Below are 21,325 nucleotides of genomic sequence, written 5' to 3' on the forward strand. Positions count from 1 at the left end.
AGGCACAGAGATGAGTGAAATTGCATTGGTAGATCGCGTCATCTGCGCCGCGGCACGTGCCTGGGAAAACGACGGTGAGGTGTTGGCCACCGGCATCGGCCTGGTGCCGCGACTGGCGGCCTCGCTGTGCATGCGGTCCATCAACACCGATCTGATCATGACGGACTCCGAAGCCTGGGTGGTCAACGAGCCCGTGCCCGTAGGCCCTCGCGGTGACTACCAGATCAAGCGTGAAAGCTGGATGGGTTTCTCGCGCATCTTCGACAACGTCTGGGGAGGCAAGCGCCACGCCATGGTGGGTCCCGTGCAGGTGGATCGCTTTGGTCAGGGCAATATCTCCATGGTGGGCAGCGACTACGCCCGTCCCAAGTCAATGATGCTGGGCGTGCGCGGTTTCCCCGGTAATTCAATCAATCACGCCAACTCCTTCTTTGTTCCCAACCACAGCACCAAGGTTTTTGTGTCGGGCGAGGTCGATGCCGTGGGCAGTGTGGGCTACAACAGCGCACGCCTGGCCAAGGGCTGGACGCTGGAGGAGACCACGGACATTCGCTTCATCTTCACCAATCTGTGTGTGATGGACTTTGGCGGACCCAGTCATCAAGTGCGCCTGGTGTCGCTGCATCCCGGCGTGACGGCGGTGCAGGTCAAGGAGGCCACGGGTTTTCCGATCCATGTCCCCGAGAACGTGGGTGTGACACCTGATCCAACGCCCGAGCAGCTGGCTTTGCTGGCCCAGCTTGATCCGCACAATCTGCGCGCTACGGCCATGGGAGCCTGATATGGATGATGCAGCCAGCGAATTTGTGACACGCGAAGACAAGGCCGTCTACGAAACCGACCAGCCCGTGCTCTATAGCGTGGACAACGGCATTGCCACGGTCACCATGAATCGGCCCACGTTCAACAACGTGCAGAACTCGCAGATGACCTATGCGCTGGATGCAGCCTTGCGCAAGGCGACCGATGACGATAGCGTCAAGGTCATCGTGCTGCGCGGCGAAGGCAGGCACTTCAGTGCGGGTCACGACATCGGCACGCCCGGCCGAGACATCAACAAGTCCTTTGACCGTGCACACCTGTGGTGGGATCACACCAACAAGCCAGGCGGCGAGCAATTGTTTGCCCGCGAGCAAGAGGTGTACCTGGGGATGTGCCGCCGCTGGCGCGACATCCCCAAGCCCATGATTGCCATGGTGCAGGGCGCCTGCGTGGCCGGTGGCCTGATGCTGGCCTGGGTCTGCGACCTGATCGTGGCCAGCGATGACGCCTTCTTCCAGGATCCCGTGGTGCGCATGGGCATCCCCGGTGTGGAGTATTTCGCCCACGCTCACGAACTGCACCCGCGCATTGCCAAGGAATTTCTGCTGCTGGGTGAGCGCATGCCGGCAGACCGGGCCTACCAGATGGGCATGGTCAACCGTGTGGTGCCGCGCGCCGAGCTGCAGGACCAAGTCTACGCCATGGCTCAGCGCATGGCAGCCCAGCCCCGTCTGGGTCTGGCACTGACCAAGATGGTCGTCAACAAGGCGGAGGAGCTGCAAGGCCTGCGCTCCACCATGGACATGGCTTTTGGCTACCACCACTTTGCGCACGCACATAGCCAGGCCATGGGTATGGGGCAACTGGGCGGCCAGGACGCCAAGTCCATGGTCAAGGCCAATAAAGAAGAGTCAAAGGCATGAGCAATATGAACGACATGGGCAGTCTGCGCACTCCTATCTGTGACTTGCTGGGGTGCCGCTATCCCGTCATCCAGACTGCCATGGGCTATGTGGCGGGGGCTGATCTGGTGATAGGTACGACCAATGCTGGCGGCTTTGGTTTTCTGGCCGGTGCCACGATTCCTGCGGACAAGATCGAAGCCGAAATTCTGCGTGTCAAGCGCGAGACCGACGATCAGCCTTTCGGGTTGAACTTTCATATGTTCCAGCCCAACGCCCAGCAGTTGCTGGACCTGGCGGTGAAGTACCGTCTGCGCGCCGTGAGCTATGGCCGTGGCCCGGACAAGAAGGTGATCGGCCGTCTGCGGGATGCCGGCATCGTCTGCATGCCCACCGTGGGGGCTCTGAAGCACGCTCAAAAAGCGATCGAGATGGGGGCCAACGTCATCACCGTGCAAGGAGGTGAGGGAGGTGGCCATACCGGCAGCGTGCCCACCACGGTGCTGCTGCCCCAGGTGGTGGACGCGGTCGATGTGCCCGTGATCGCCGCAGGTGGCTTCTATGACGGCCGCGGCCTGCTGGCTGCGCTGGCCTACGGTGCATCGGGCATTGCCATGGGTACACGCTTTTTGATGACCAGCGACTCCAGGGTTCCTGCGGAGACTCTGCAGCGCTATCTGGCTGCAAGAGATGCGGAAAAGATCGCCATCTCGCATCTGGTCGATGGCATGCCCCAGCGCATGATTCCCAACGAATACCTGGCCATGCTGGAAAAAGCCAGCCCCATGAAACGCCTGCGCATCGCTTTGAGCCTGGCACTGCAGTGGAAGGCCGAGACCGGCATGACCACGGGCCAGGCCATGAGCATCTTCATGAAGGCCATGCGCGAAGACTCTTCTTCCGTCGCCCAGACCGTGATGGCAGCCAACGCCCCCATGTTGCTGCAGCGCTCCATGGTGGATGGAAACCCTGCAGAAGGTGTGATGTCCGCCGGCCAGGTGGCCGCGCTGATCGGCAAGCTCGACAACTGCGAAGAGGTGATCGGCGGCATCGTCCGCCAGGCCATGGAACGTCGCAACGCATTGAACGCATTGACTCCCGCATAACAACAAGCCAATGAGGCTGGATATGTCCATTCAACAATTTCACTCCAATACTCACGACAACGGTGTGGCAGAGCTGGTGATTGACCGTGCTCCCGTCAATGCCCTGAATGCCGCTGGCTGGAATGGCCTGGCCAAGGAAATCGAAGCGCTGGGTCAACGCCCTGACGTGCGCGTTATCGTCATTCGTGCCGAAAACCGTGGCTTCTGCGCGGGTGTGGACATCAAGGAGCTGGCGACCAACGACAAGCTCATCATCGACGTGAACGCAGGCAACTACGCCACGTTCAAGGCTGTGCACCTGAACAAGGTACCCGTCATCACCGCCGTGCACGGCTTTGTGCTGGGCGGCGGAATCGGCATCTGCGGTGCATCGGACATTGTGATCGCCGCAGAAGACGCCACCTTCGGCCTGCCCGAAGTGGACCGCGGCGCCATGGGCGGTGCGGCCCATCTGCAGCGCATGTTCGGCGTGCAAAAGACCCGCTACCTGTTCTTTACGGGCGAGATGATTGGTGCGGCAGAAGCCTTGCGCCTGGGAGCCATCGAGCGTGTAGTTCCCCGTGAGCAGCTGCGCGACGTCGCCATGGAGATCGCCAACAAGATCGCCGCCAAGAGCCCCGCCATGATCCGCATCGCCAAGGAAGCGTTGACCGGCATCGAAGACGGCAATCTGGAAGACAAATACCGCTGGGAGCAGGGCTTCACCCTGCAAGCCTATATGAGCCCCGATTCCGCCGAGACACGCAGCGCCTTCGTGGAAAAGCGCGACGCCAAATTCTGAGCATCACTAGCGCGAAGAGGAGACAACCATGGATTTGACCTATACCCCAGCGCAAAAAGCGTTCCGTTCCCAGGTACGTGAATGGCTCAAGAACAATGTGCCTGCGGAACGGCTGCAGAGCTATGACACCCGAGAGGGGTTCGAGCAGCACCGCCAGTGGGAAGCCAAGCTGGCCGACGCCGGCTACAGCGCCGTGACCTGGCCCAAGGATCTGGGAGGCAGCGGCTGCGACCTGACCGAATGGCTGATCTTCGAGGAAGAGTACTGGGCAGTCGATGCGCCAGCCCGCGTGAACCAGAACGGCATTCTGCTGCTGGGCTCCACGCTGATGGAATTCGGTACGCCCGAGCAGAAGGCCCGCTTTCTGCCCCGTATGGCGCGCTGCGACGATATGTGGGCCCAGGGTTGGTCCGAGCCCAACGCTGGCTCGGACATGGCGGCCATCAGCAGCCGTGCCATTCGCATGGGTGACAAATTCATTCTGAACGGTCAGAAAATCTGGTCTACCCGTGCAATCTTTGCCGACTGGGTGTTCGGCCTGTTTCGCAGCGACCCGACGTCGAGCCGCCACCATGGTCTGAGCTACATCCTCGTGCCCCTGAACACGCCCGGCATCACCGTGCGTCCCATTCGTGCCATCAATGGCCGCGAGCACTTCGCCGAAATCTTCTTCGACGATGTCGAAGTACCTGTGGAGAACCTGCTGGGTGCAGAAGGCAAGGGCTGGCATGTGGCGATGGCGACGGCCGGCTTCGAGCGCGGGCTGCTGCTGCGCTCTCCCGCCCGCTATCAGCGCAGTGCGCAGAAGCTGGTGGACCTGTATCTGCGCAATCAGGTCGATGCCGACCGCGACCACTCCATTCGCGATGCCGTGCTGCGTGCCTGGCAGGGGGCGGAGGCATACACGCTGTCTTCCTATCACACGGTAGGCCGCCTGAACAAGGGCGCACAGATTGGCGCGGAAGCCAGCACCAACAAGATTGTCTGGTCCGAGCTGGACATCATGATTCATGAAACCGCGATGCGCATTCTGGGTGCGCGTGCCGAGCTCATCGATGACGCCGAGGCCAACGAATGGCTGGAAGGTTTTCTGTTCTCGCAGGCCGGTCCCATCTACGCGGGCAGCAACGAGATCCAGCGCAACATCATCGCTCAGCGCATGCTGGGCCTGCCCAAATCCTGATCGGCAGGGAGACAACCATGGACTTCACCTTTACCGAAGATCAAATCGCATTCCGTGACTCGATCAGCCGCTTTCTGATGACCGAAGCAGCCCCCGAGCTGCTGCGCGACATCTGGGAAACCCCGACCGGTCGCAGCCCCGAGCTGTGGGCCAGGATTGCAGAACAAGGCCTGATGGGCCTGTCCGCCCCCGAAGCCGATGGCGGTATGGGCATGGCCGATGTGGACTGGGCACTGCTGCTGCAGGAAGTGGGTTATTACGCTCTGCCCGATTCCTTGACCGACACCGCCTATGTGGCCGTGGGCATGCTGAGTGCATTGCCGCAAGGACATGAGAGCCGTGTCTGGCTGTCCAGGATCGCCGAAGGCAGCTGCCGCGTGGCCGTGGGCCATCCCGTCAACCCCAATGTGGCGGACGCCGCACTGGCCGATGTGCTGTTGCTGCCCCATGCCACGGCCACCGGCCTGGAACTGCACCTGCTCAGGCCCGCACAGTGCGAGATCACGGCGCTGAGCAGCATCGACTCCTCGCGCCGCCTGTCACGGGTACGCTGGACGGCATCCGATGCCACCCGTTTGCTCGATGGAACTCAGGGTCAGAAGGTCTGGGACACAGCCGGCGAGCGCGGTGCACTCGCCGCAGCTGCCCAGATGCTGGGCCTGGCTCAGCGCATGCTGGACATTTCGGTGGACTATGTGGCGCAGCGCAAGCAGTTCGACAAGGTCATAGGCAGCTTTCAGGCCGTGCAGCACCACCTGTCGGACATCGTCACCAAGATCGAGTTTGCCAAACCCGTGCTCTACCGTGCCTTCTATGCGCTGCAGCACGGCGAACCTGATCTGGCTGTGCGTATATCGCACGCCAAGCTCCAGTGCAGCGAAGCGAGCTGGTTTGCGGCGCGCAACAGTCTGCAGGTGCATGGCGCCATGGGTTACACCTGGGAGGTCGATCTGCAGATGTTCATGAAGCGCGCCTGGGTACTGGACGCTGCCTGGGGCGACAAGGCATACCATGCGGCCCGCCTGACCCAGGGCCTGCTGCGCAGTCCCAATGCCCCTGTGGGCCCCGGCGCGACCTTTGATCGAGAAATCGATTCATGTGCCTCCTGCTCTGCGCAAGATGCTGTGAAGAACATTGCTGAAGAGGTGGCTGCATGAGCGCCCAGGCCTATATCGTTGATGCGCTGCGCTCTCCTACCGGAAAGCGCAAGGGCTCTCTTGCCACCGTGCACGGTGCCGACCTCGGCGCCCATGTGATCAAGGCGCTGGTCGAGCGCAACGACATTCCCGCAGCCGATTACGACGACGTGATCTTTGGCTGCGTGGATACCATCGGCTCTCTGGCCGGCGATATTGCTCGCACTTCCTGGCTGGCAGCCGGTATGCCCTTGAACGTTCCCGGCACCACGATCGACCGCCAGTGCGGCTCGTCCCAGCAAGCCATTCATTTTGCAGCCCAGGCCGTGATGAGCGGCACGCAGGACGTGGTGCTGGCCGGAGGCGTGCAGACCATGAGCGCGATTCCAATCTCGTCAGCCATGCTGGCCGGCCAGCCCCTGGGCTTTACCACGCCGTTTGCCGAGAGCAAGGGCTGGCAGGCCCGTTTCGGCAACGCGCCCGTGAACCAGTTCTATGCCGCCCAGCGTATTGCCGACCACTGGGGTGTGAGTCGTGCCGATATGGAGGTGTTTGCCAAGGAAAGCCACGACCGCGCTTTGAAGGCCATCGCTGAAGGTCGCTTTGATCGCGAAATCGTGCCGTTTGGCGACTTCAAGATGGACGAAACCGCCCGACTGAGCACGCTGGAGAAGATGGCCACGCTGGAGCCGGTGGATCCGACCTATCCCTCGATCACCGCTGCCGTGTCCAGCTCCACCTGCGATGCCGCAGCGGCCGTGCTGGTGGTGTCGGAGGCTGCGCTCAAACGCTACAACCTCAAGCCCCGCGCCCGCATTCACCATATGAGCGTGCGCGCCGATGACCCCATCTGGCACCTGACCGCGCCGATTCCCGCCACGGAATATGCGCTCAAGAAGGCGGGCATGACCATGTCCGACATCGACCTGGTCGAGATCAACGAGGCCTTCGCTTCCGTGGTCATGGCCTGGCTCAAGGAGACCGGCTACGACCATGGCAGGACCAACGTCAACGGCGGCGCGATTGCGCTCGGTCATCCACTGGGAGCGTCAGGCGCCAAGCTCATGACCACGCTGCTGCACGAGCTGGAGCGGACCGGCGGTCGCTACGGCTTGCAGACCATGTGCGAAGGTGGAGGACAGGCCAATGTGACCATCATTGAGAGACTCTGACGACAGACATGCAGGCACCCCTGGGTGCCTGTATTGCGTTGGAGCTCCGGTGCTAGCGGCTTAGCAAGTCATCCACAAAAATATCAACGGAGACAAAGACATGCAAGACAAAGCGACGGATTCAGATCGCAGAGCATTCCTGGCCGGGGCAACTGCCACGGCGGCCGTGCTGGGTCTGCCGGCAGCGCAAGCGCAAGTCGGCACCAGGGCCATTGCGCAGGCCGATGCCATTACCATGGCAGCGCAGATGCGCAAAGGCGATGTCACGCCGCTGGAAGCCCTTGATGCCGCCATTGCGCGCGTTGAAGCCTTGCCCAAGCTCAATGCCGTGGTCATCAAAGACTACGAACTGGCCCGCGAGCATGCCAAGAAGCTCTCGGCCATGGGCCGTGATGAACGCAAACAGGCGACTGACAAAGCGCCGCTGTGGGGTCTGCCGTTTGTGCTCAAGGACCTGGGCCTGAGCATGGCAGGAACCGTGACCAGCAATGGTTGCCGCTTCTTCAAGGATGCTGTCGCTTCGCAGGACTCCACGCTGGTGATGCGCTACAAGGCTGCGGGTCTCAACATCTTTGGCAAGACAGCATCTCCCGAGTTCGGCATGACGACCACCACAGAGTCAAAGCTTTACGGAGTCACGCCCAACCCCTGGAACACAGGGCATACCACGGGCGGTTCTTCCGGTGGGACTGCCGCTGTGGTGGCGGCCGGCATTCTGCCCGTGGGCCATGCCAGCGATGGTGGCGGCTCCATCCGCATACCGGCCGCACATTGCGGCCTGTTCGGTCTCAAGCCCAGTCGTGGACGTGTGCCTGCAGGGCCAGGAGCGCTGGATGGCGCAACAGGTTTGTCGGTGAACCACGTCATCAGCCGCAGCGTGCGCGATACCGCCTTGCTGCTGGACTTGAGTGCCGGGCCCGAGTTCGGCTCGCGAGTGCGACCTCCCTCCGATGTCCCTCAGGGCTACCTTGAAGCGATGCACCAGCCCGAGCGCAAGCTGCGTATTGCCGTCTGGCGCAAGAACTACTTCGGGATTCCCGTACATGCCGAATGCCTGGAGGCCGTGGACAAGGCGGCCAAGGCCTGCGAGGCGCTGGGGCATTTTGTTGAAGAGGCCATGCCGGAGCTGCCGGTGAACGAAATTTTTGGCGGCATGGGTGCAGGCATGTCGGCAGGTCTGCTCAGCGCCATTGAATACCGTGAAAAGCAGCTGGGCCGCGCTGTGCGCGAAGACGAGATGGAGCCGCTGAACTGGGCCGCATTGCAGGCCGCGAAGAAGGCCTCGGCGCTGGATCTGTACCGTGGCCGCGCAGGCTTCGACAAGGCGGGGCAATTGATCGATGCATTCCTGTCCAGGTACGACCTGATTCTGACGCCCACCACCGTGGTGCCTGCACAGAAGCTGGGCGCGCTGCGACTTGATCAGCCTTATGAAAGCTATGCCGCCGAGGCCATGAACTCTTCCGCCTTTACCTCGCTGTTCAACATCAGCGGTCATCCTGCCATGTCCGTGCCGCTGCACTGGACGGCAGACAACCTCCCTGTGGGGGCTCACTTTGTCGCACCGTTTGGTGGTGAAGGCCGCTTGCTGCGCATGGCGGCGCAGCTGGAGCAAGCCCTGCCATGGGCACAACGCGTGCCGGACCTGTCCGCACTAAAGGCTTGAATGTCCAGCAACAACAAGGAGGAGAGCATGGAGTCAGTGAATCAAGGGGTGGATCGTCGCGGCTTTATTCAGGGCGCAGGTGCCGTGGCCGCAGCGTCAGCCATGCCGGCAATGGCTGCACAGAAGAAAAATGAGGCGACTGCGGTGGATGGCTACGCCTGGGCAGAGCAGATCCGCCGGGGCGATATCACGCCGCTGGAAGCGCTGGAAGCGGCGATTGCACGCACCGAGGCCTTGCCCAAGCTCAATGCAGTGGTCATCAAGGACTACGATCTGGCACGTGATCAGGCCAGGCAGATGTCGGCTCTGGGCAGCGCTGCGCGTGCCGAAGCCACGGCCAGGGCGCCCATGTGGGGCGTGCCCTTTCTGCTCAAGGACCTGAACCAGTATCTGAAGGGAACGGTCACTACCAACGGCTGCCGCTTTTTCAAGGGGGCCGTGGCAGAGTACGACAGCACCCTGGTGGCACGCTACAAGGCGGCCGGCCTCAATATCTTTGGCAAGACGGCATCGCCCGAGTTCGGCCAGACACCCACGACCGAGTCCTTGCTCTATGGCAAGTCGCCCAATCCCTGGAATGCTGCCCACACGACAGGCGGCTCTTCGGGTGGTGCGGCATCGGTGGTTGCCGCTGGAATTGTGCCCGTGGCGCATGCCAGCGACGGAGGCGGCTCCATCCGCATTCCCGCTTCGCACTGTGGCCTGTTCGGCCTCAAGCCCAGCCGCGGCCGTCTGCCTGCCGGTCCGGCCAATATGGAAGGCTGGATGGGCTTGTCCATGAACCATGTCATCAGTCGCAGCGTGCGCGACAGCGCTCACCTGCTCGATCTGACGCAGGGGCGTGAGCCCGGCTCGCGCACCGTGCCGCCGCGCGACGTGGACGGCAGCTATCTGGACGCCCTCAAGCAGGCGCCCAAGAAGCTCAGGATCGCTGTCTGGTCCAGAAACTACTTTGGCATTCCCGTACATGCGGACTGTAAGGCGGCGGTGGACAAGGCCATCAAGGCCTGCCTGGCGCTGGGACATGAAATCGTGGAAGACATGCCGGAGTTGCCTGTGGCTGAGGTGTTCTCGGGCCTGGGCGTGGTGACATCCGTGGGCATGATGGCCAGCATCCGTGCCCGTGAAAAGCTGCTGGGTCGCGCAGTGCGCCAGGATGAGGTGGAGCAGATGGACTGGCTGTATCTGGAAAAGGCCAAGTCCTATACCGCCGAGCAGATGCTGATGGCGCGTACCAACTTCGATACGGCCGGCCAGATTCTGGATCGCTTCTTTCTCAAGTACGACCTGATTCTGACCCCCGTGATGGCCGTGCCGCCACCGCTGTTGGGTGTGCTGACGCTGGACCAGCCTTATGACTCATTCGCGCGCGAAGCCGTCAAGGCTTCGCCCTATACCGCGCTTTTCAATATGACAGGCCAGCCCGCAATGTCTGTGCCCATGCACTGGACCAGGGACAACTTGCCTGTGGGCGCGCACTTCGCTGCCCCGTTCGGCCGCGAAGGGCGCCTGCTGGCGCTGGCCGCACAGCTGGAGCAAGCGGTTCCCTGGGCGCATCGTCAGCCTGATCTGTCGGTTTTCAAAGCGTAATTTCAAGAAGGCAGACGGCCTGGAGGTTGTCTGCATTGCAAGCAAAAAGGGGAAAGAAATGGGTATTTGCAACCAGAGAACCGTCGTCATCACCGGTGCAGGCGGTGGCCTGGGCCGCGCTTATGCGCTGGCCTTCGCCCAAGAAGGTGCAAATGTGGTGATCAACGACATCCGCGCCGAAGCCGCCCAGGCCGTTGCCGATGAAGTCAAGGCCGCGGGCGGTCAGGCCATTGCCAACACCGGCGACATCACCAGCGTGGCCGGCGTGCAATCGATTCTGGATGCCACGCTGGCGGCTTTCGGCGATGTACAGGTCATCGTCAACAACGCCGGCGTGCTGCGCGACCGCATGTTCCTGAGCCTGTCCGAAGAAGACTGGGACATGGTCATGCGCGTGCATCTGCGCGGTCACTTCTGTATGGCCAAGGTGTTTGGCGGCTACTGGCGCGACCAGAAGAAGGCAGGCAAGGAAGTGGATGCCCGCATCATCAACACCAGCTCCGGCGCGGGCCTGCAAGGCTCCATCGGTCAGAGCAATTACGCGGCAGCCAAGGCCGGCATCGCCGGCCTGACGCTGGTGCAGGCCGCAGAGCTGGCGCGCTACGGCATCACTGCCAACTGTCTGGCACCTGCTGCGCGCACCTCCATGACCGAAGGCGCCATGCCCGATATGGTCAAGAAGCCCGAATCCGGCTTCGACGTCTGGGACCCCATGAACGTGGCCTCCATCGTCGTCTGGCTGGGCAGCAGTCAGTCCAGGCATGTGACGGGCCGCTGCTTTGAAGCCAAGGGTGGCGAGCTGTCCGTGGCCGACGGCTGGTTCACCGGCAAGATCAATGACAAGCAGGCGCGCTGGGAGCCTTCCGAGCTGTCTGGTGTGGTCGATCAGCTGATCGCCGAGGGCAAGGCTCCTCAGAAGGTCTACGGGACCTAAGCAGAAGAAGCAGCCGGGTCGGGGGCCCGACCTTCCCATTCGATGAAGAACTCAGGACGCGAGCCATCATGGATTTAAGTCTGAACGAGGAACAAAAAATGATCGCCGAGAGCGCTGCAGTGTTTCTGCAGGAAAAAAGCAGCACGGCGCAGGTACGCAAGGTTTCTGAAACTGAGGGCGGGCTGGACCGTGCCCTGTGGCGGGAAGTGCTGGACATGGGCTGGTGCAGCGTGGCCCTGCCCGAAGCCGCAGGTGGCATGGGTCTGGGCTGGCGCGAGCTGGTGCTGCTTCAGGAGCAGATGGGCTATCACCTGGCCTGCGTGCCGTTTTTTGACGCTGTTGTCGCAGTGACACCGTTGTGGCAAGCGTTGAGCCAGACCGAGCAGGGCCTGGGCGTGGTGGAGCGCCTGGCCGCCTCGGGCCGGATATGCGTGCTTGGCATGACTGTGCGTGGCGAGCTGCCCACTGCGGCGACTGTGAAGGTGGAGGGCGATGCGCTGGTGCTCAATGGCCAGTGGAGTCAGGTGGGATCAGGAGCACATGCCGATGTGTTCCTGCTGCCCGCTACCCTGCCTTGCGGATCACTGGGCCTGCTGGAGGTGCATGCCAAGGAAGAAGGTTTGAGCGTGCAGGCGCTGACGACGGTGGATGCCACACGCAGCAGTGCCGATGTCATGGCCGTTAATGTGAGATTGACTGGCGCTGCCGTGCTGATGCATGGCGAGGCGCTCAGGAGCCTGTGGGCTCAGACCCGCAACCTGGCCGCCATCGGCCTTGCGGCCGAGCAGGTCGGCGTGGCAGAGCGCGCGCTGAATCTGGCCGTGGACTACACCAAGGAGCGACAGCAGTTCGGCAAGGCCGTGGGCAGCTTTCAGGGCGTCAAGCACCGGGCAGCGCAGATGCTGGTGAAGGTGGAGACCGCGCGCTCTGCCGTCTATGCAGCAGCTTTCATGGCGGATACCGCTGGCGATATAAGCGATCTGAGCTACTTCGCGTCTCAAGCTCGCACAGATGCAACGGAGGCAGCTCTGTTTTCCACGCGCGAAAGCATTCAGTTGCACGGCGGCGTGGGATTCACTTGGGAGTTTGATCCGCATCTGTTCTTCCGCCGTGCGCAGGCATCCAGCCAGCGCCTGGGTACGGTGGAGCAGTGGCGAGAGCTGGTGGCAGTGCGCTTGTTGGACGAAGCGACAGAAGATCAGATGGCGGAGGCGGCATGAAGATGCAGGAATCGGAAATCAATGAAGCCTTTCGCGCCGAGGTGCGGGAATGGATGGCACAGCATCTGACGGGCAAGTTTGCACCGCTCAAACATGCCAGCGGCCTGGGCGCCGAAGGCTATGACGCGGAGCTGGCCAAGGAATGGGAGCAGGAGCTGGCCAAGGGCGGCTGGACCGGCCTGGGCTGGGAGCCCCGGTACGGCGGCCGCAACGCCCCGCTGGCGCAGCAAGTCATTTTTCACGAGGAGTATGTGCGCTGCGGCGGCCCAGGCCGCATCGGCCATATTGGCGAGACCCTGCTGGCCCCCACGTTGATGGCTTTTGGCACGCCCGAGCAGAAGCAGCGTTTTCTGCCCGGCATTCTGGCTGGTACCGACTACTGGGCTCAGGGCTACTCCGAGCCCGGCGCGGGCTCTGACCTGGCGGGGATTCGCACCAAAGCCCATCGCGATGCGGCCACGGGCGAGTGGGTGATCAACGGTCAGAAGGTCTGGACCTCCTGGGCCCATGAGTCCGAATGGGTGTTTGTGCTGGCTCGCACCGACGAGACTGGTGCGAGCACTGCCGGCCCCCGCCATGCGGGCATGGTGCTGCTGCTGGTGCCCATCAAGCAGGCCGGCGTGGAGGTGCGTCCGATTCGCCAGATCACCGGTACTTCGGAGTTCAACGAAGTCTTCTTTGACGGCGCACGCACCGAAGGCGCGCTGCATCTGGGCCCCGTGGGTGACGGCTGGAAGGTCGCCATGTACCTGCTGGGCTGCGAGCGCGGTGCGTCCACTCTGGGCCAGCAGGCACATTTCCGCTATGAGCTGGACCTGATCATCGACCTGGCCAAGCGCAATGGCGCGGCCCGCGACCCGCTGATCCGTCAGCGCCTGGCCAAGGCCGATATGGGCCTGCAGACTCTGCGCGCCCATGCGCTGCGCTCCAGCGATGAGAGCACGCCCTTGCGTGTGGCTTCCGTCTCCAAATACGCATGGTCCAACTGGCACCGTGATCTGGGCGAGCTGGCCATGGATGTGCTGGGCGAGCAGGGCGAGCTGGTGCTCAAGGAGCCTGCGCTTGCTGCGCTGCAGCAACTGTGGCTGGTCAGCCGCGCCGACACCATTTACGCCGGCACCAACGAGATTCAGCTGAACCTCATGGCCGAGCGTGCGCTGGGCATGCCGCGCTGACTCCAGGAGCCTGGAGTGCTTGTCCTTGTGTAGGTGATTACTCTGATTGGTTGACGTAAAGCTGCCGTAAATCGAGGGTTGACCCTGAAGATTTACGGCACTTTTGCGTTTGAAATGTCCGTCCAGCGACACTAGGGAATGACCTATCGTCCAAAGTGACGATGCTGCAGCGCAGCGACGATCGGAAGATCGAGGCAACTACTTTTGAATGACAAATGATTAGCGCTCCCTCCTACGTTGCCCCCCACGGTCTGCTCAAAGACAAGACAGTTCTCGTAACCGCCGCAGCTGGCGCTGGTATTGGTTTCTCTGCTGCAAAACGAGCAGCAGAGGAGGGCTGCAAGGCCTTGTTCATCTCCGACGTGCATGAGCGTCGGCTGGCCGAAGCCGTGGAGCAGATCAAAAAGGACACGGGCATGACCCAGGTCTTTGGCAAGCTTTGCGACGTGAGCAAGGAAGAACAGGTTCAGGCACTGATCTCCGAAGCCGACAGCGCCATGGGCGGTATCGATGTGCTGATCAATAACGCGGGTCTGGGCACCAGCTGCAAGGTCGTCGACATGGGCGATGATGAGTGGAGCAAGGTCATCGACATCACGTTGACCGGCACCTTCCGCATGACGCGCGCAGCGCTCAAGCTGATGCAACCTCGCGGCAAGGGCGTGATCGTCAACAACGCCTCGGTGCTGGGCTGGCGCGCTCAGACAGAGCAGGCTCACTACGCAGCCGCCAAGGCCGGCGTGATGGCGTTCACACGCTGTTCGGCGCTGGAGGCGGCCGAATTCGGTATCCGCATCAACGCCGTGGCACCTTCCATCGCCATCCACGCCTTTCTCAAGAAGTCCGCCTCTGAAGAACTGCTGGCCAAGCTGTCCGAGAAGGAAGCCTTTGGTCGGGGTGCAGAGCCCTGGGAAGTGGCCAATGTGATGATCTTCCTGGCCAGCGACTACTCCTCGTACATGACGGGTGAAGTGGTGTCCGTCAGCTCGCAGAGGGCCTGAGCATGAATGCAGTCGCAGACAAGATGCTGTTTGACTCGGCAGCCTCGGTGCAGGCATCGGTGGGGCGTCAGCTGGGCGAGACCGAATGGATGCAGATCACGCAGGAGCGCATCAATCAGTTTGCCGATGCCACGGGCGATCACCAATGGATTCATGTGGACCCCGAGCAGGCCAGGAACGGCCCGTTCGGCGCCTGCGTAGCCCATGGATATCTGACGCTGTCTCTGGCCAATCTGTTTTTGCCTCAGCTGGTCAGCTATCAGGGGCTGAAGATGGGCGTCAACTATGGTTGCGAGAAGGTGCGTTTTCCGGCTCCGGTGCTGGTGAACAGCTTCGTGCGTGGCAGCGGCGAGGTGGTGGCGGCTACGCCGATCGGGGAAGACGGCGTACAGGTCACGATCCGCATTACCGTACAGGTCAGGAATCAGGATAAACCCGGCTGTGTGGTTGAAACCATCAGCAGGCTGTTCTTTATCCGGGAAAATTGAGTGTGTGCAAGCGCCCGCTTCGGTGGGCGGTTGCATTTTTTGTGAAGAGGGATGAGCTGCCGACAGAGTGGCCGACCTCGATACGGCAGCAAAAGCTGCCCAGGGCGCGACGAAAAGAAAGTTAGGAGACAAAGACATGAAAGACGCAGTCATCGTTTCGACGGCACGTACCCCCATAGGCAAGGCTTACCGTGGTGCCTTCAACGACACCGAAGCCCCCGTGCTGGGCGGACACGTCATTCGCGCGGCGCTCAACAAGGCGAATGTGGCCGGTGCGGATGTGGATGATGTCATTTTGGGCATTGCCGCGCAGCAGGGTACACAGGGCTACAACCTGGGGCGTCTGTGCGGCTATACCGCCGGCCTGCCGGAATCCGTGGGCGGCATGGTGATCGATCGCATGTGCGCATCGGGCCTGATGAGCATTGCCACGGCTGCCAAGGGCATCATGACCGGCGAGATGAATATCGCTGTGGCTGGAGGCCTGGAGTCCATCTCCCTGGTACAGAACAAGTACAAGAACTCGTACCGCGCCCAGTCGAAGGCGGTGCTGGCCGCAGAGCCCACAGCCTACATCCAGATGATAGAGACGGCCGAGCTGGTCAGCCAGCGTTACGGCATCAGTCGTGAAGCCCAGGACGAGTACTCGCTGCGCAGCCAGCAGCGCGTGGCCGCTGCACAGGCCCGTGGTCTGTTCGACGATGAAATTGTGCCGCTGACCACGGTCAAGCAGTTGTTTGACAAGGAAGGCAATGTCACCGGCAGTGAGGAAGTTACGCTGACCCGCGACGAGGGCAACCGTGCCGACACCACGCTTGAGAGTCTGGCCAAGCTCAAGCCTGTATGGAAGAACGGCCAGTGGGTGGAGCAAGGCCAGTTCATCACGGCCGGCAATGCATCCCAGCTGTCCGACGGCGCCAGCGCCTGTGTGGTGATGAGTGCCGACGAAGCCCGCAGCCGCGGCCTCGCGCCTCTGGGTATCTATCGCGGCGTGGCCGTGGCAGGTTGCCGTGCCGATGAAATGGGGATCGGTCCCGTCCATGCCATCCCCAAGCTGCTCAAGCAGCATGGGCTGACGGTTGGCGACATCGGCCTGTGGGAAATCAACGAGGCATTTGCCTGCCAGGTGATCTACAGCCGCGACAAACTCGGTATTCCCGATGAGCGCCTGAACGTCAACGGCGGCGCAATCTCCATCGGTCATCCCTTCGGCATGTCGGGCGCCCGTCTGGTGGGTCACGCCCTGCTGGAAGGCCGTCGCCGCGGTGTGCGTTTTGTGGTGGTGAGCATGTGTATTGGCGGCGGCATGGGCGCGGCCGGCCTGTTTGAGCTGAACTGATCCGATCTGTCTGCAACCAACCTTCAACCAAGGAGTTGAACATGATGGACAGCGCTTTCGCCAAGATGGGTTTTTCCACCTACACGCCGAGCTCCATCGCTTGCGTGATCAAGGATGTGCCCATATTCGACACCCCGGCCCCAGTGCGTGCGTCGGCCGATGCGCCCTTTGTGAGCGCCGAGCAGTTCAGTGCGCTGATCAGTCAGCTCTATGAAGCTGCCATGGATCCGGAAGGCTGGAAGCCTTTTCTGGAGACTCTGCGTCTGCAACTGGGCGGCAATTACGCTTCGCTCATCGTGCGCCCCGGCTCTGCCGATGATGTGGGGCTGATCGTCTCGGCCGCAGGCGACCGCCGCGATCTGATGCCGAACTGTCCCAAGATCAGCATGAGCCCGTTTCGCGGCATGCCTACCGACCGTATCGTGACCGTGGGGGACGTGATGCCCGAGTCCGAGTGGCGCGCTTCAAGCTACTACAACGACTGGTGCAAGCAACTGCAGGTGTTTCACGTGATGGCTGCCGACATCGTCACCAAGGACAGCTGCGTCTACGGTCTGCGCATCACGCGGCCCGAAGGTGCCCCGGCTTTCAACAAGCAGGAGCGTGCCTTCGGCTCCATGATGCTGCCGCACATCAAGCGCGCGCTGAACCTGCATCTGTCGGTGAACCAGGATCGTCAGGTCATCTCTCTCTACAGCAAGGCCACGGCCCAGCTGATGGTGGGGGTGGTCATCCTCGATCAGAACGGCAATGTGCTGGAGTGCAATCCCGCTGCGGCCAGCATCCTGGACATGCAGGACGGCCTGAAGATCTCCGGCGGCATGCTGGAGGCCAACTACGCCAACGACAACCGCAAGCTGCAGCGCCTGATCAAGGATGCGCTGATGCATACCCAGGTCTCGCGTCTGTCGATGACCGAAGGCATGTCGGTCAGCCGCCAGTCGGGTCAGCTCAACTGGGGCGTGGTGGTGCAAAGCATCTCGCCCGACGAGTGGACCGAAGGCAAGCAGCGTCCCAGCGTCGCCGTCTTTGTACGCGACACCGGCGGCAAGGCCGACCCACCCGTGAAGCTGGCTCAGCAGCTGTTCCAGCTGACGCCGGCCGAGACCTCGCTGGCTATCCAGCTGGCCAACGGCCTGTCGCTGGAGGAGGCTGCCGAAGCGCTCAACATCCGCCGTAATACGGCCCGAGCCCATCTGCGCTCCATCTTCTCCAAGACGGGGGTGCGCCGCCAGACCGAGCTGGTGCGCATCTTTCTCAATAGCGTGGCCTGGCTGGGGAACAAGTGAAGACGGTTGGTGCAAATAAAAAGCGGGCTTCGGCCCGTTTTTTGCATATGGAGCAGAGCCGGGCAGTCTGCTTTCAACCGTGACCGTGCAAAATACCTCGCGCAGCATGTCGATGGGATGCGCGGATTCCGGCTGCTCGTGATTGGGCATAGAGCGGCCGCGACTCATTGAAAGTCAGGCCGGGCCGAAATGGCGCCGATGCAGAAATGACTTTCCGGCTGGAGGCAAGTCCGGTGAATGTGGTTCATGCATTCCTTGGCGAAATCAATCTTCAGACCCTGGAGTCTGCTTGCGCGCAGCTTGTACGTGCAGCATGGTCCTGTGATCTCCCTGGCTTGCTTTGCACATATTCCATCACGCAAGTTCAATTGTTTGAGAGCAGGCAGGCGGTCGAGGCGCGCATGCCAGCCAGAGCAAGATAACCCCCGCCCCTCACTGGAGAAACCAAGGCAGAATGACGGGCGCGGGGGTGAGTATCCGGTGTTCCTACGGAAGAAAGCACTTGCATGGCTAAACAGAAGAAATGTGACCGGCTCGCTCAAATAAAGCAACGACATGAAACTATTTCGCAAGCCTGCTTTTGATCACTTCCACTTCATTTCTAGTGCGCCCTATGCAATGCTCTTGGTGGGAGGGATTATTGCGCTGTCGATGACTGCGATCTGTACCGTCGTCCTCTACCAGAGTCGACTGGATGCAATGGAGCATGCGATAGAAACATCGCGCAATGTGGCCCTTCTTGCTGAAAACGATGTGGTGAGGAACTTCGAGCTCTATGCACTGTCGTTGCAAGCCGTGGTCGATGGACTCAACGATTCCGAAGTGATGGCCGCCTCGCCGCATTTGCGTAATGCGGCCTTGTTCGACAAGGCCGCAACCGCAACCTATCTGGGATCCATCCTGGTTCTTGACGCAGACGGAAAAATTGCCCTCAATGCAGGGGCCGAGAATTCGGTGAACGGGCATTACTCGGATCATGACTTTTTCAAAGTGCATAAGGAGAGTCCAAGCATCGGGCTCTACGTGGGTGACCCTTATTCATCACCGCTGCATGGCGGCTCCCTGAGCATCCCTCTGAGCCGCCGGATTTCCCATGCGGACGGCTCTTTCGCCGGCATTGTGCTCATTGATGTTCAGCTGGAGTACTTTCAGAAACTGTTTTCTGTGCTTTCGCTAGGTAAACACGGATCGCTGGCCTTGATAAGAAAAGATGGCGCCATGATGATGCGGCAGCCCTTCGATGCAAAGGTCATCGGGCGCAATATCCGCAATGCAAGCACGTTCCAGCAGTTCATGTCGGCACCCGAAGGCAGCTTTTCGGATACCTCCTACCTGGATGGCGCGCAGCGCGCGTACTACTTCAAGAATCTGCCCAGCTTGCCATTCATCATCATGGTGGCCAAGGCGCATTCCGATATTTACGAGGTCTGGCGCCAGAGAGCCGTGCTGATTACCTCTGTCATGGCGACCCTCACGATGGCTTTTATTGGCCTGTCCTTCGCGTTCGGAGTGCAGCTCAAGCGGCGCATGCGCGCAGAGTCCGAACTGGCGCTGCTGGCGCGTACCGATGGCCTGACCGGCCTGAACAACCGCCGCAAGCTCGACGAGATCATCGAGCACGAGTGGCACAGGGCCAAAAGAAGTCACAGCGCCTTCTCGCTGCTGTTCGTGGATATCGACTGGTTCAAGGCCTATAACGACACCTACGGGCATCAGGCCGGGGATGCGGTTCTGGCTACCGTGGCCAGATGCATTGCCAGCAATATCCGGCGCCCCGAGGACAGTGCGGCCCGCTATGGGGGGGAGGAATTCATCGTGGTGCTGCCGGACACGACTCTGGATGGAGGCGCGCTGATTGCCGAGAACATCCGGGAGGCAGTCTCCGAGCTTGCGATTGCGCACACCGGAAGCGAGTTCGGCTGCATCACGGTCAGCATCGGTTGTGCGGCCTGGGTGCCGGGCAAGGATCTGGATATGCAGGAGGTGCTGCGGTCGGCCGACAAGGCGCTGTATGGCGCCAAGATGACCGGGCGCAACAAGGTCGTTCTATCCAGCTCGCCTGCGGCATAGCGCCGCAGGCGCTCTGGTGACGCCGGGGCTTGGCCTGCATGGCTGCGTCTACCCCGGCAAGGCAAGTTGCTTTAATAGTGATAGCTGCTACCGCTTTATGTATATGGATTTCAATATGAAAAATATCTGAAATCTATTCTTATAAAGCGATAATAGCTATACTTTAAGTAGCATTAGTCCTTTACGCCGCTTGGCCGCTTGGCCGCCTGGCCGATGGCTGCTCAGGCGCAGGCCTTGCTCTCGCGCAGCGCCGCTATATCGCTCTGGGTGTAGCCCAGGGAGGCGAGCACGGCATCGGTGTCCTGCCCGATCCTGGTTCCTGGTGTGGGCCGACGCGCGGGAGTGCGTGAAAAGCGTGGGGCCGGTGAGGGCTGGCGCTGGGTGCTGCCGTCCACTTCCAGATCGATGAACAGATTGCGCTGGGCGTTGTGCGGATGAGCGGGTGCCTCGGCCAGACTCAGTACGGGGGCAAAGCAGACATCGCTGCCTTCGAGTTCCGCGCACCACTGTGCCTGGGTCTTGCTGCGCACAATCCCGGCCACGCGGGCCTTGACTTCGGGCCAGTCCGCGCTCTGGTACTGGCGCCTGGGGTCCACATCGGTCAGGCCCAGCTTTTGCAGCTGCAAGGCATAGAACTGCGGCTCGATGGCGCCCAGGGTGATGTGCTTGCCATCTGCGCACTCGAACACTTCATAGAAGGGGGAGGTGTTGAGAAAGTGATTCTGTGCGGGGTCGTCCTTCCAGTAGCCCATGGCGCCGCGCATCTGGTGCATCAGGCCACTCATGGCGGTTACTCCGTCGATCATGGCCGCGTCCACCACCTGACCCGTGCCGGATTGGCGCGCCTCGTGCATGGCGCACATGATGCCAAACAGCAGGAACATGGCGCCACCTGCCATATCGCCCACGATGGTGGGTGGCAGCACGGGCGCCTGTCCGGGACGCATGGAGGTGGACATCACGCCCGTCAGCGCCACATAGTTGATGTCATGGCCAGCGGCCTGGGACAGGGGGCCGGTCTGGCCCCAGCCGGTGACGCGGCCAAAGACCAGGCGGGGCGCGCGGCGGGCGACTTCCTCGGGGCTGAAACCCAGGCGCTCCATCACGCCGGGCCTGAAGCCTTCTATGAGCGCGTCGGCAGACTCGATCAGCTTCCAGGCGGCGGCGCGTCCGGCCTCGGACTTGAGGTCCAGTGCGATGGACTTCTTGCCCCGGTTCTGCGCCATGCGCGGGTAGCGGGATGCAGCCGCATGGTCGGCGCTGCGCTCGATGAGAATCACTTCGGCGCCCATATCGGCCAGCATCATGCCGGCAAAGGGGGCAGGGCCTATGCCTGCAAATTCGAGGACGCGCATTCCGGTCAAAGGTCCCTGGTTCTGGCCCTGGGACGGGTTTTCTGTGCTCAAGTCGGTCTCCTGTGGTGTCTCTGACTTTTCTATCTTGTGGATCCCGCCGGTTTTGACCCCGTCCATTTGGAGTATGTCCGGGGCGCAGGCCGGGCCAACACTGGG

General features: G+C 61.6%; 18 protein-coding genes. 17 read left to right on the forward strand and 1 reads right to left on the reverse strand.

The window, feature by feature from the left end:
• Positions 1–10 precede the first annotated feature (10 nt).
• From DFO48_RS17895 to DFO48_RS17980, 17 genes are all read left to right on the forward strand, one after another.
• On the forward strand, positions 11–781 hold the full coding sequence (locus tag DFO48_RS17895) for a CoA-transferase subunit beta (protein ID WP_114864312.1): 771 nt from the start codon (positions 11–13) through the stop codon (positions 779–781).
• A gap of 1 nt (position 782) precedes the next feature.
• Positions 783–1,685: an enoyl-CoA hydratase gene (locus DFO48_RS17900; RefSeq protein ID WP_003078402.1), complete on the forward strand. Its 903-nt coding sequence runs from the start codon at positions 783–785 to the stop codon at positions 1,683–1,685.
• A complete protein-coding gene (locus DFO48_RS17905; RefSeq protein WP_114864313.1) occupies positions 1,682–2,770 on the forward strand; it encodes a nitronate monooxygenase family protein in 1,089 nt (362 codons plus the stop codon). Before DFO48_RS17900 ends, DFO48_RS17905 begins: the two co-directional genes overlap by 4 nt.
• Positions 2,771–2,792: 22 nt before the next feature.
• A complete protein-coding gene (locus tag DFO48_RS17910; protein WP_114864472.1) occupies positions 2,793–3,551 on the forward strand; it encodes an enoyl-CoA hydratase family protein in 759 nt (252 codons plus the stop codon).
• 28 nt (positions 3,552–3,579) lie between these two features.
• The gene (locus tag DFO48_RS17915; RefSeq protein ID WP_114864314.1) at positions 3,580–4,734 is read left to right on the forward strand and encodes an acyl-CoA dehydrogenase family protein; all 1,155 of its coding nucleotides are present in this window, start codon (positions 3,580–3,582) and stop codon (positions 4,732–4,734) included.
• 17 nt (positions 4,735–4,751) lie between these two features.
• On the forward strand, positions 4,752–5,891 hold the full coding sequence (locus DFO48_RS17920; RefSeq protein WP_114864315.1) for an acyl-CoA dehydrogenase family protein: 1,140 nt from the start codon (positions 4,752–4,754) through the stop codon (positions 5,889–5,891).
• Complete coding sequence (locus tag DFO48_RS17925) at positions 5,888–7,042, forward strand: acetyl-CoA C-acetyltransferase (protein ID WP_114864316.1); 1,155 nt, start codon at positions 5,888–5,890, stop codon at positions 7,040–7,042. The genes DFO48_RS17920 and DFO48_RS17925 overlap by 4 nt, the downstream gene beginning before the upstream one ends.
• Before the next feature lie 100 nt (positions 7,043–7,142).
• Positions 7,143–8,708, forward strand: a complete 1,566-nt coding sequence (locus DFO48_RS17930; RefSeq protein ID WP_114864317.1) for an amidase — start codon at positions 7,143–7,145, stop codon at positions 8,706–8,708.
• Positions 8,709–10,298: an amidase gene (locus tag DFO48_RS17935; RefSeq protein ID WP_114864318.1), complete on the forward strand. Its 1,590-nt coding sequence runs from the start codon at positions 8,709–8,711 to the stop codon at positions 10,296–10,298.
• A gap of 58 nt (positions 10,299–10,356) precedes the next feature.
• Entirely contained in the window at positions 10,357–11,232 is an 876-nt protein-coding gene (locus DFO48_RS17940; protein ID WP_114864319.1) for an SDR family oxidoreductase, read from the forward strand.
• 68 nt (positions 11,233–11,300) lie between these two features.
• Positions 11,301–12,452 carry an acyl-CoA dehydrogenase family protein gene (locus tag DFO48_RS17945; RefSeq protein WP_233506442.1) on the forward strand — a complete coding sequence of 384 codons (1,152 nt, stop codon included), beginning with the start codon at positions 11,301–11,303 and terminating at the stop codon, positions 12,450–12,452.
• A complete protein-coding gene (locus DFO48_RS17950) occupies positions 12,449–13,627 on the forward strand; it encodes an acyl-CoA dehydrogenase family protein (protein WP_003078378.1) in 1,179 nt (392 codons plus the stop codon). Before DFO48_RS17945 ends, DFO48_RS17950 begins: the two co-directional genes overlap by 4 nt.
• Before the next feature lie 215 nt (positions 13,628–13,842).
• Positions 13,843–14,628 carry an SDR family oxidoreductase gene (locus DFO48_RS17955; protein WP_114864321.1) on the forward strand — a complete coding sequence of 262 codons (786 nt, stop codon included), beginning with the start codon at positions 13,843–13,845 and terminating at the stop codon, positions 14,626–14,628.
• 2 nt (positions 14,629–14,630) lie between these two features.
• Entirely contained in the window at positions 14,631–15,116 is a 486-nt protein-coding gene (locus DFO48_RS17960) for a MaoC family dehydratase (RefSeq protein WP_003078374.1), read from the forward strand.
• A 136-nt stretch (positions 15,117–15,252) separates the two neighbouring features.
• A complete protein-coding gene (locus tag DFO48_RS17965; RefSeq protein ID WP_003078372.1) occupies positions 15,253–16,455 on the forward strand; it encodes an acetyl-CoA C-acyltransferase in 1,203 nt (400 codons plus the stop codon).
• A gap of 41 nt (positions 16,456–16,496) precedes the next feature.
• Positions 16,497–17,744, forward strand: a complete 1,248-nt coding sequence (locus DFO48_RS17970) for a LuxR C-terminal-related transcriptional regulator (protein WP_042438158.1) — start codon at positions 16,497–16,499, stop codon at positions 17,742–17,744.
• A gap of 618 nt (positions 17,745–18,362) precedes the next feature.
• Positions 18,363–19,814 carry a diguanylate cyclase gene (locus DFO48_RS17980; protein ID WP_199407031.1) on the forward strand — a complete coding sequence of 484 codons (1,452 nt, stop codon included), beginning with the start codon at positions 18,363–18,365 and terminating at the stop codon, positions 19,812–19,814.
• 221 nt (positions 19,815–20,035) lie between these two features.
• Here DFO48_RS17980 and DFO48_RS17985 read toward each other — a convergent pair whose 3' ends face one another.
• Positions 20,036–21,169: a CaiB/BaiF CoA-transferase family protein gene (locus DFO48_RS17985; RefSeq protein ID WP_114864473.1), complete on the reverse strand. Its 1,134-nt coding sequence runs from the start codon at positions 21,167–21,169 to the stop codon at positions 20,036–20,038.
• Positions 21,170–21,325: the final 156 nt, after the last annotated feature.

Source organism: Comamonas sp. AG1104 (genome assembly GCF_003350425.1).
GTDB lineage: Bacteria > Pseudomonadota > Gammaproteobacteria > Burkholderiales > Burkholderiaceae_C > Comamonas > Comamonas testosteroni.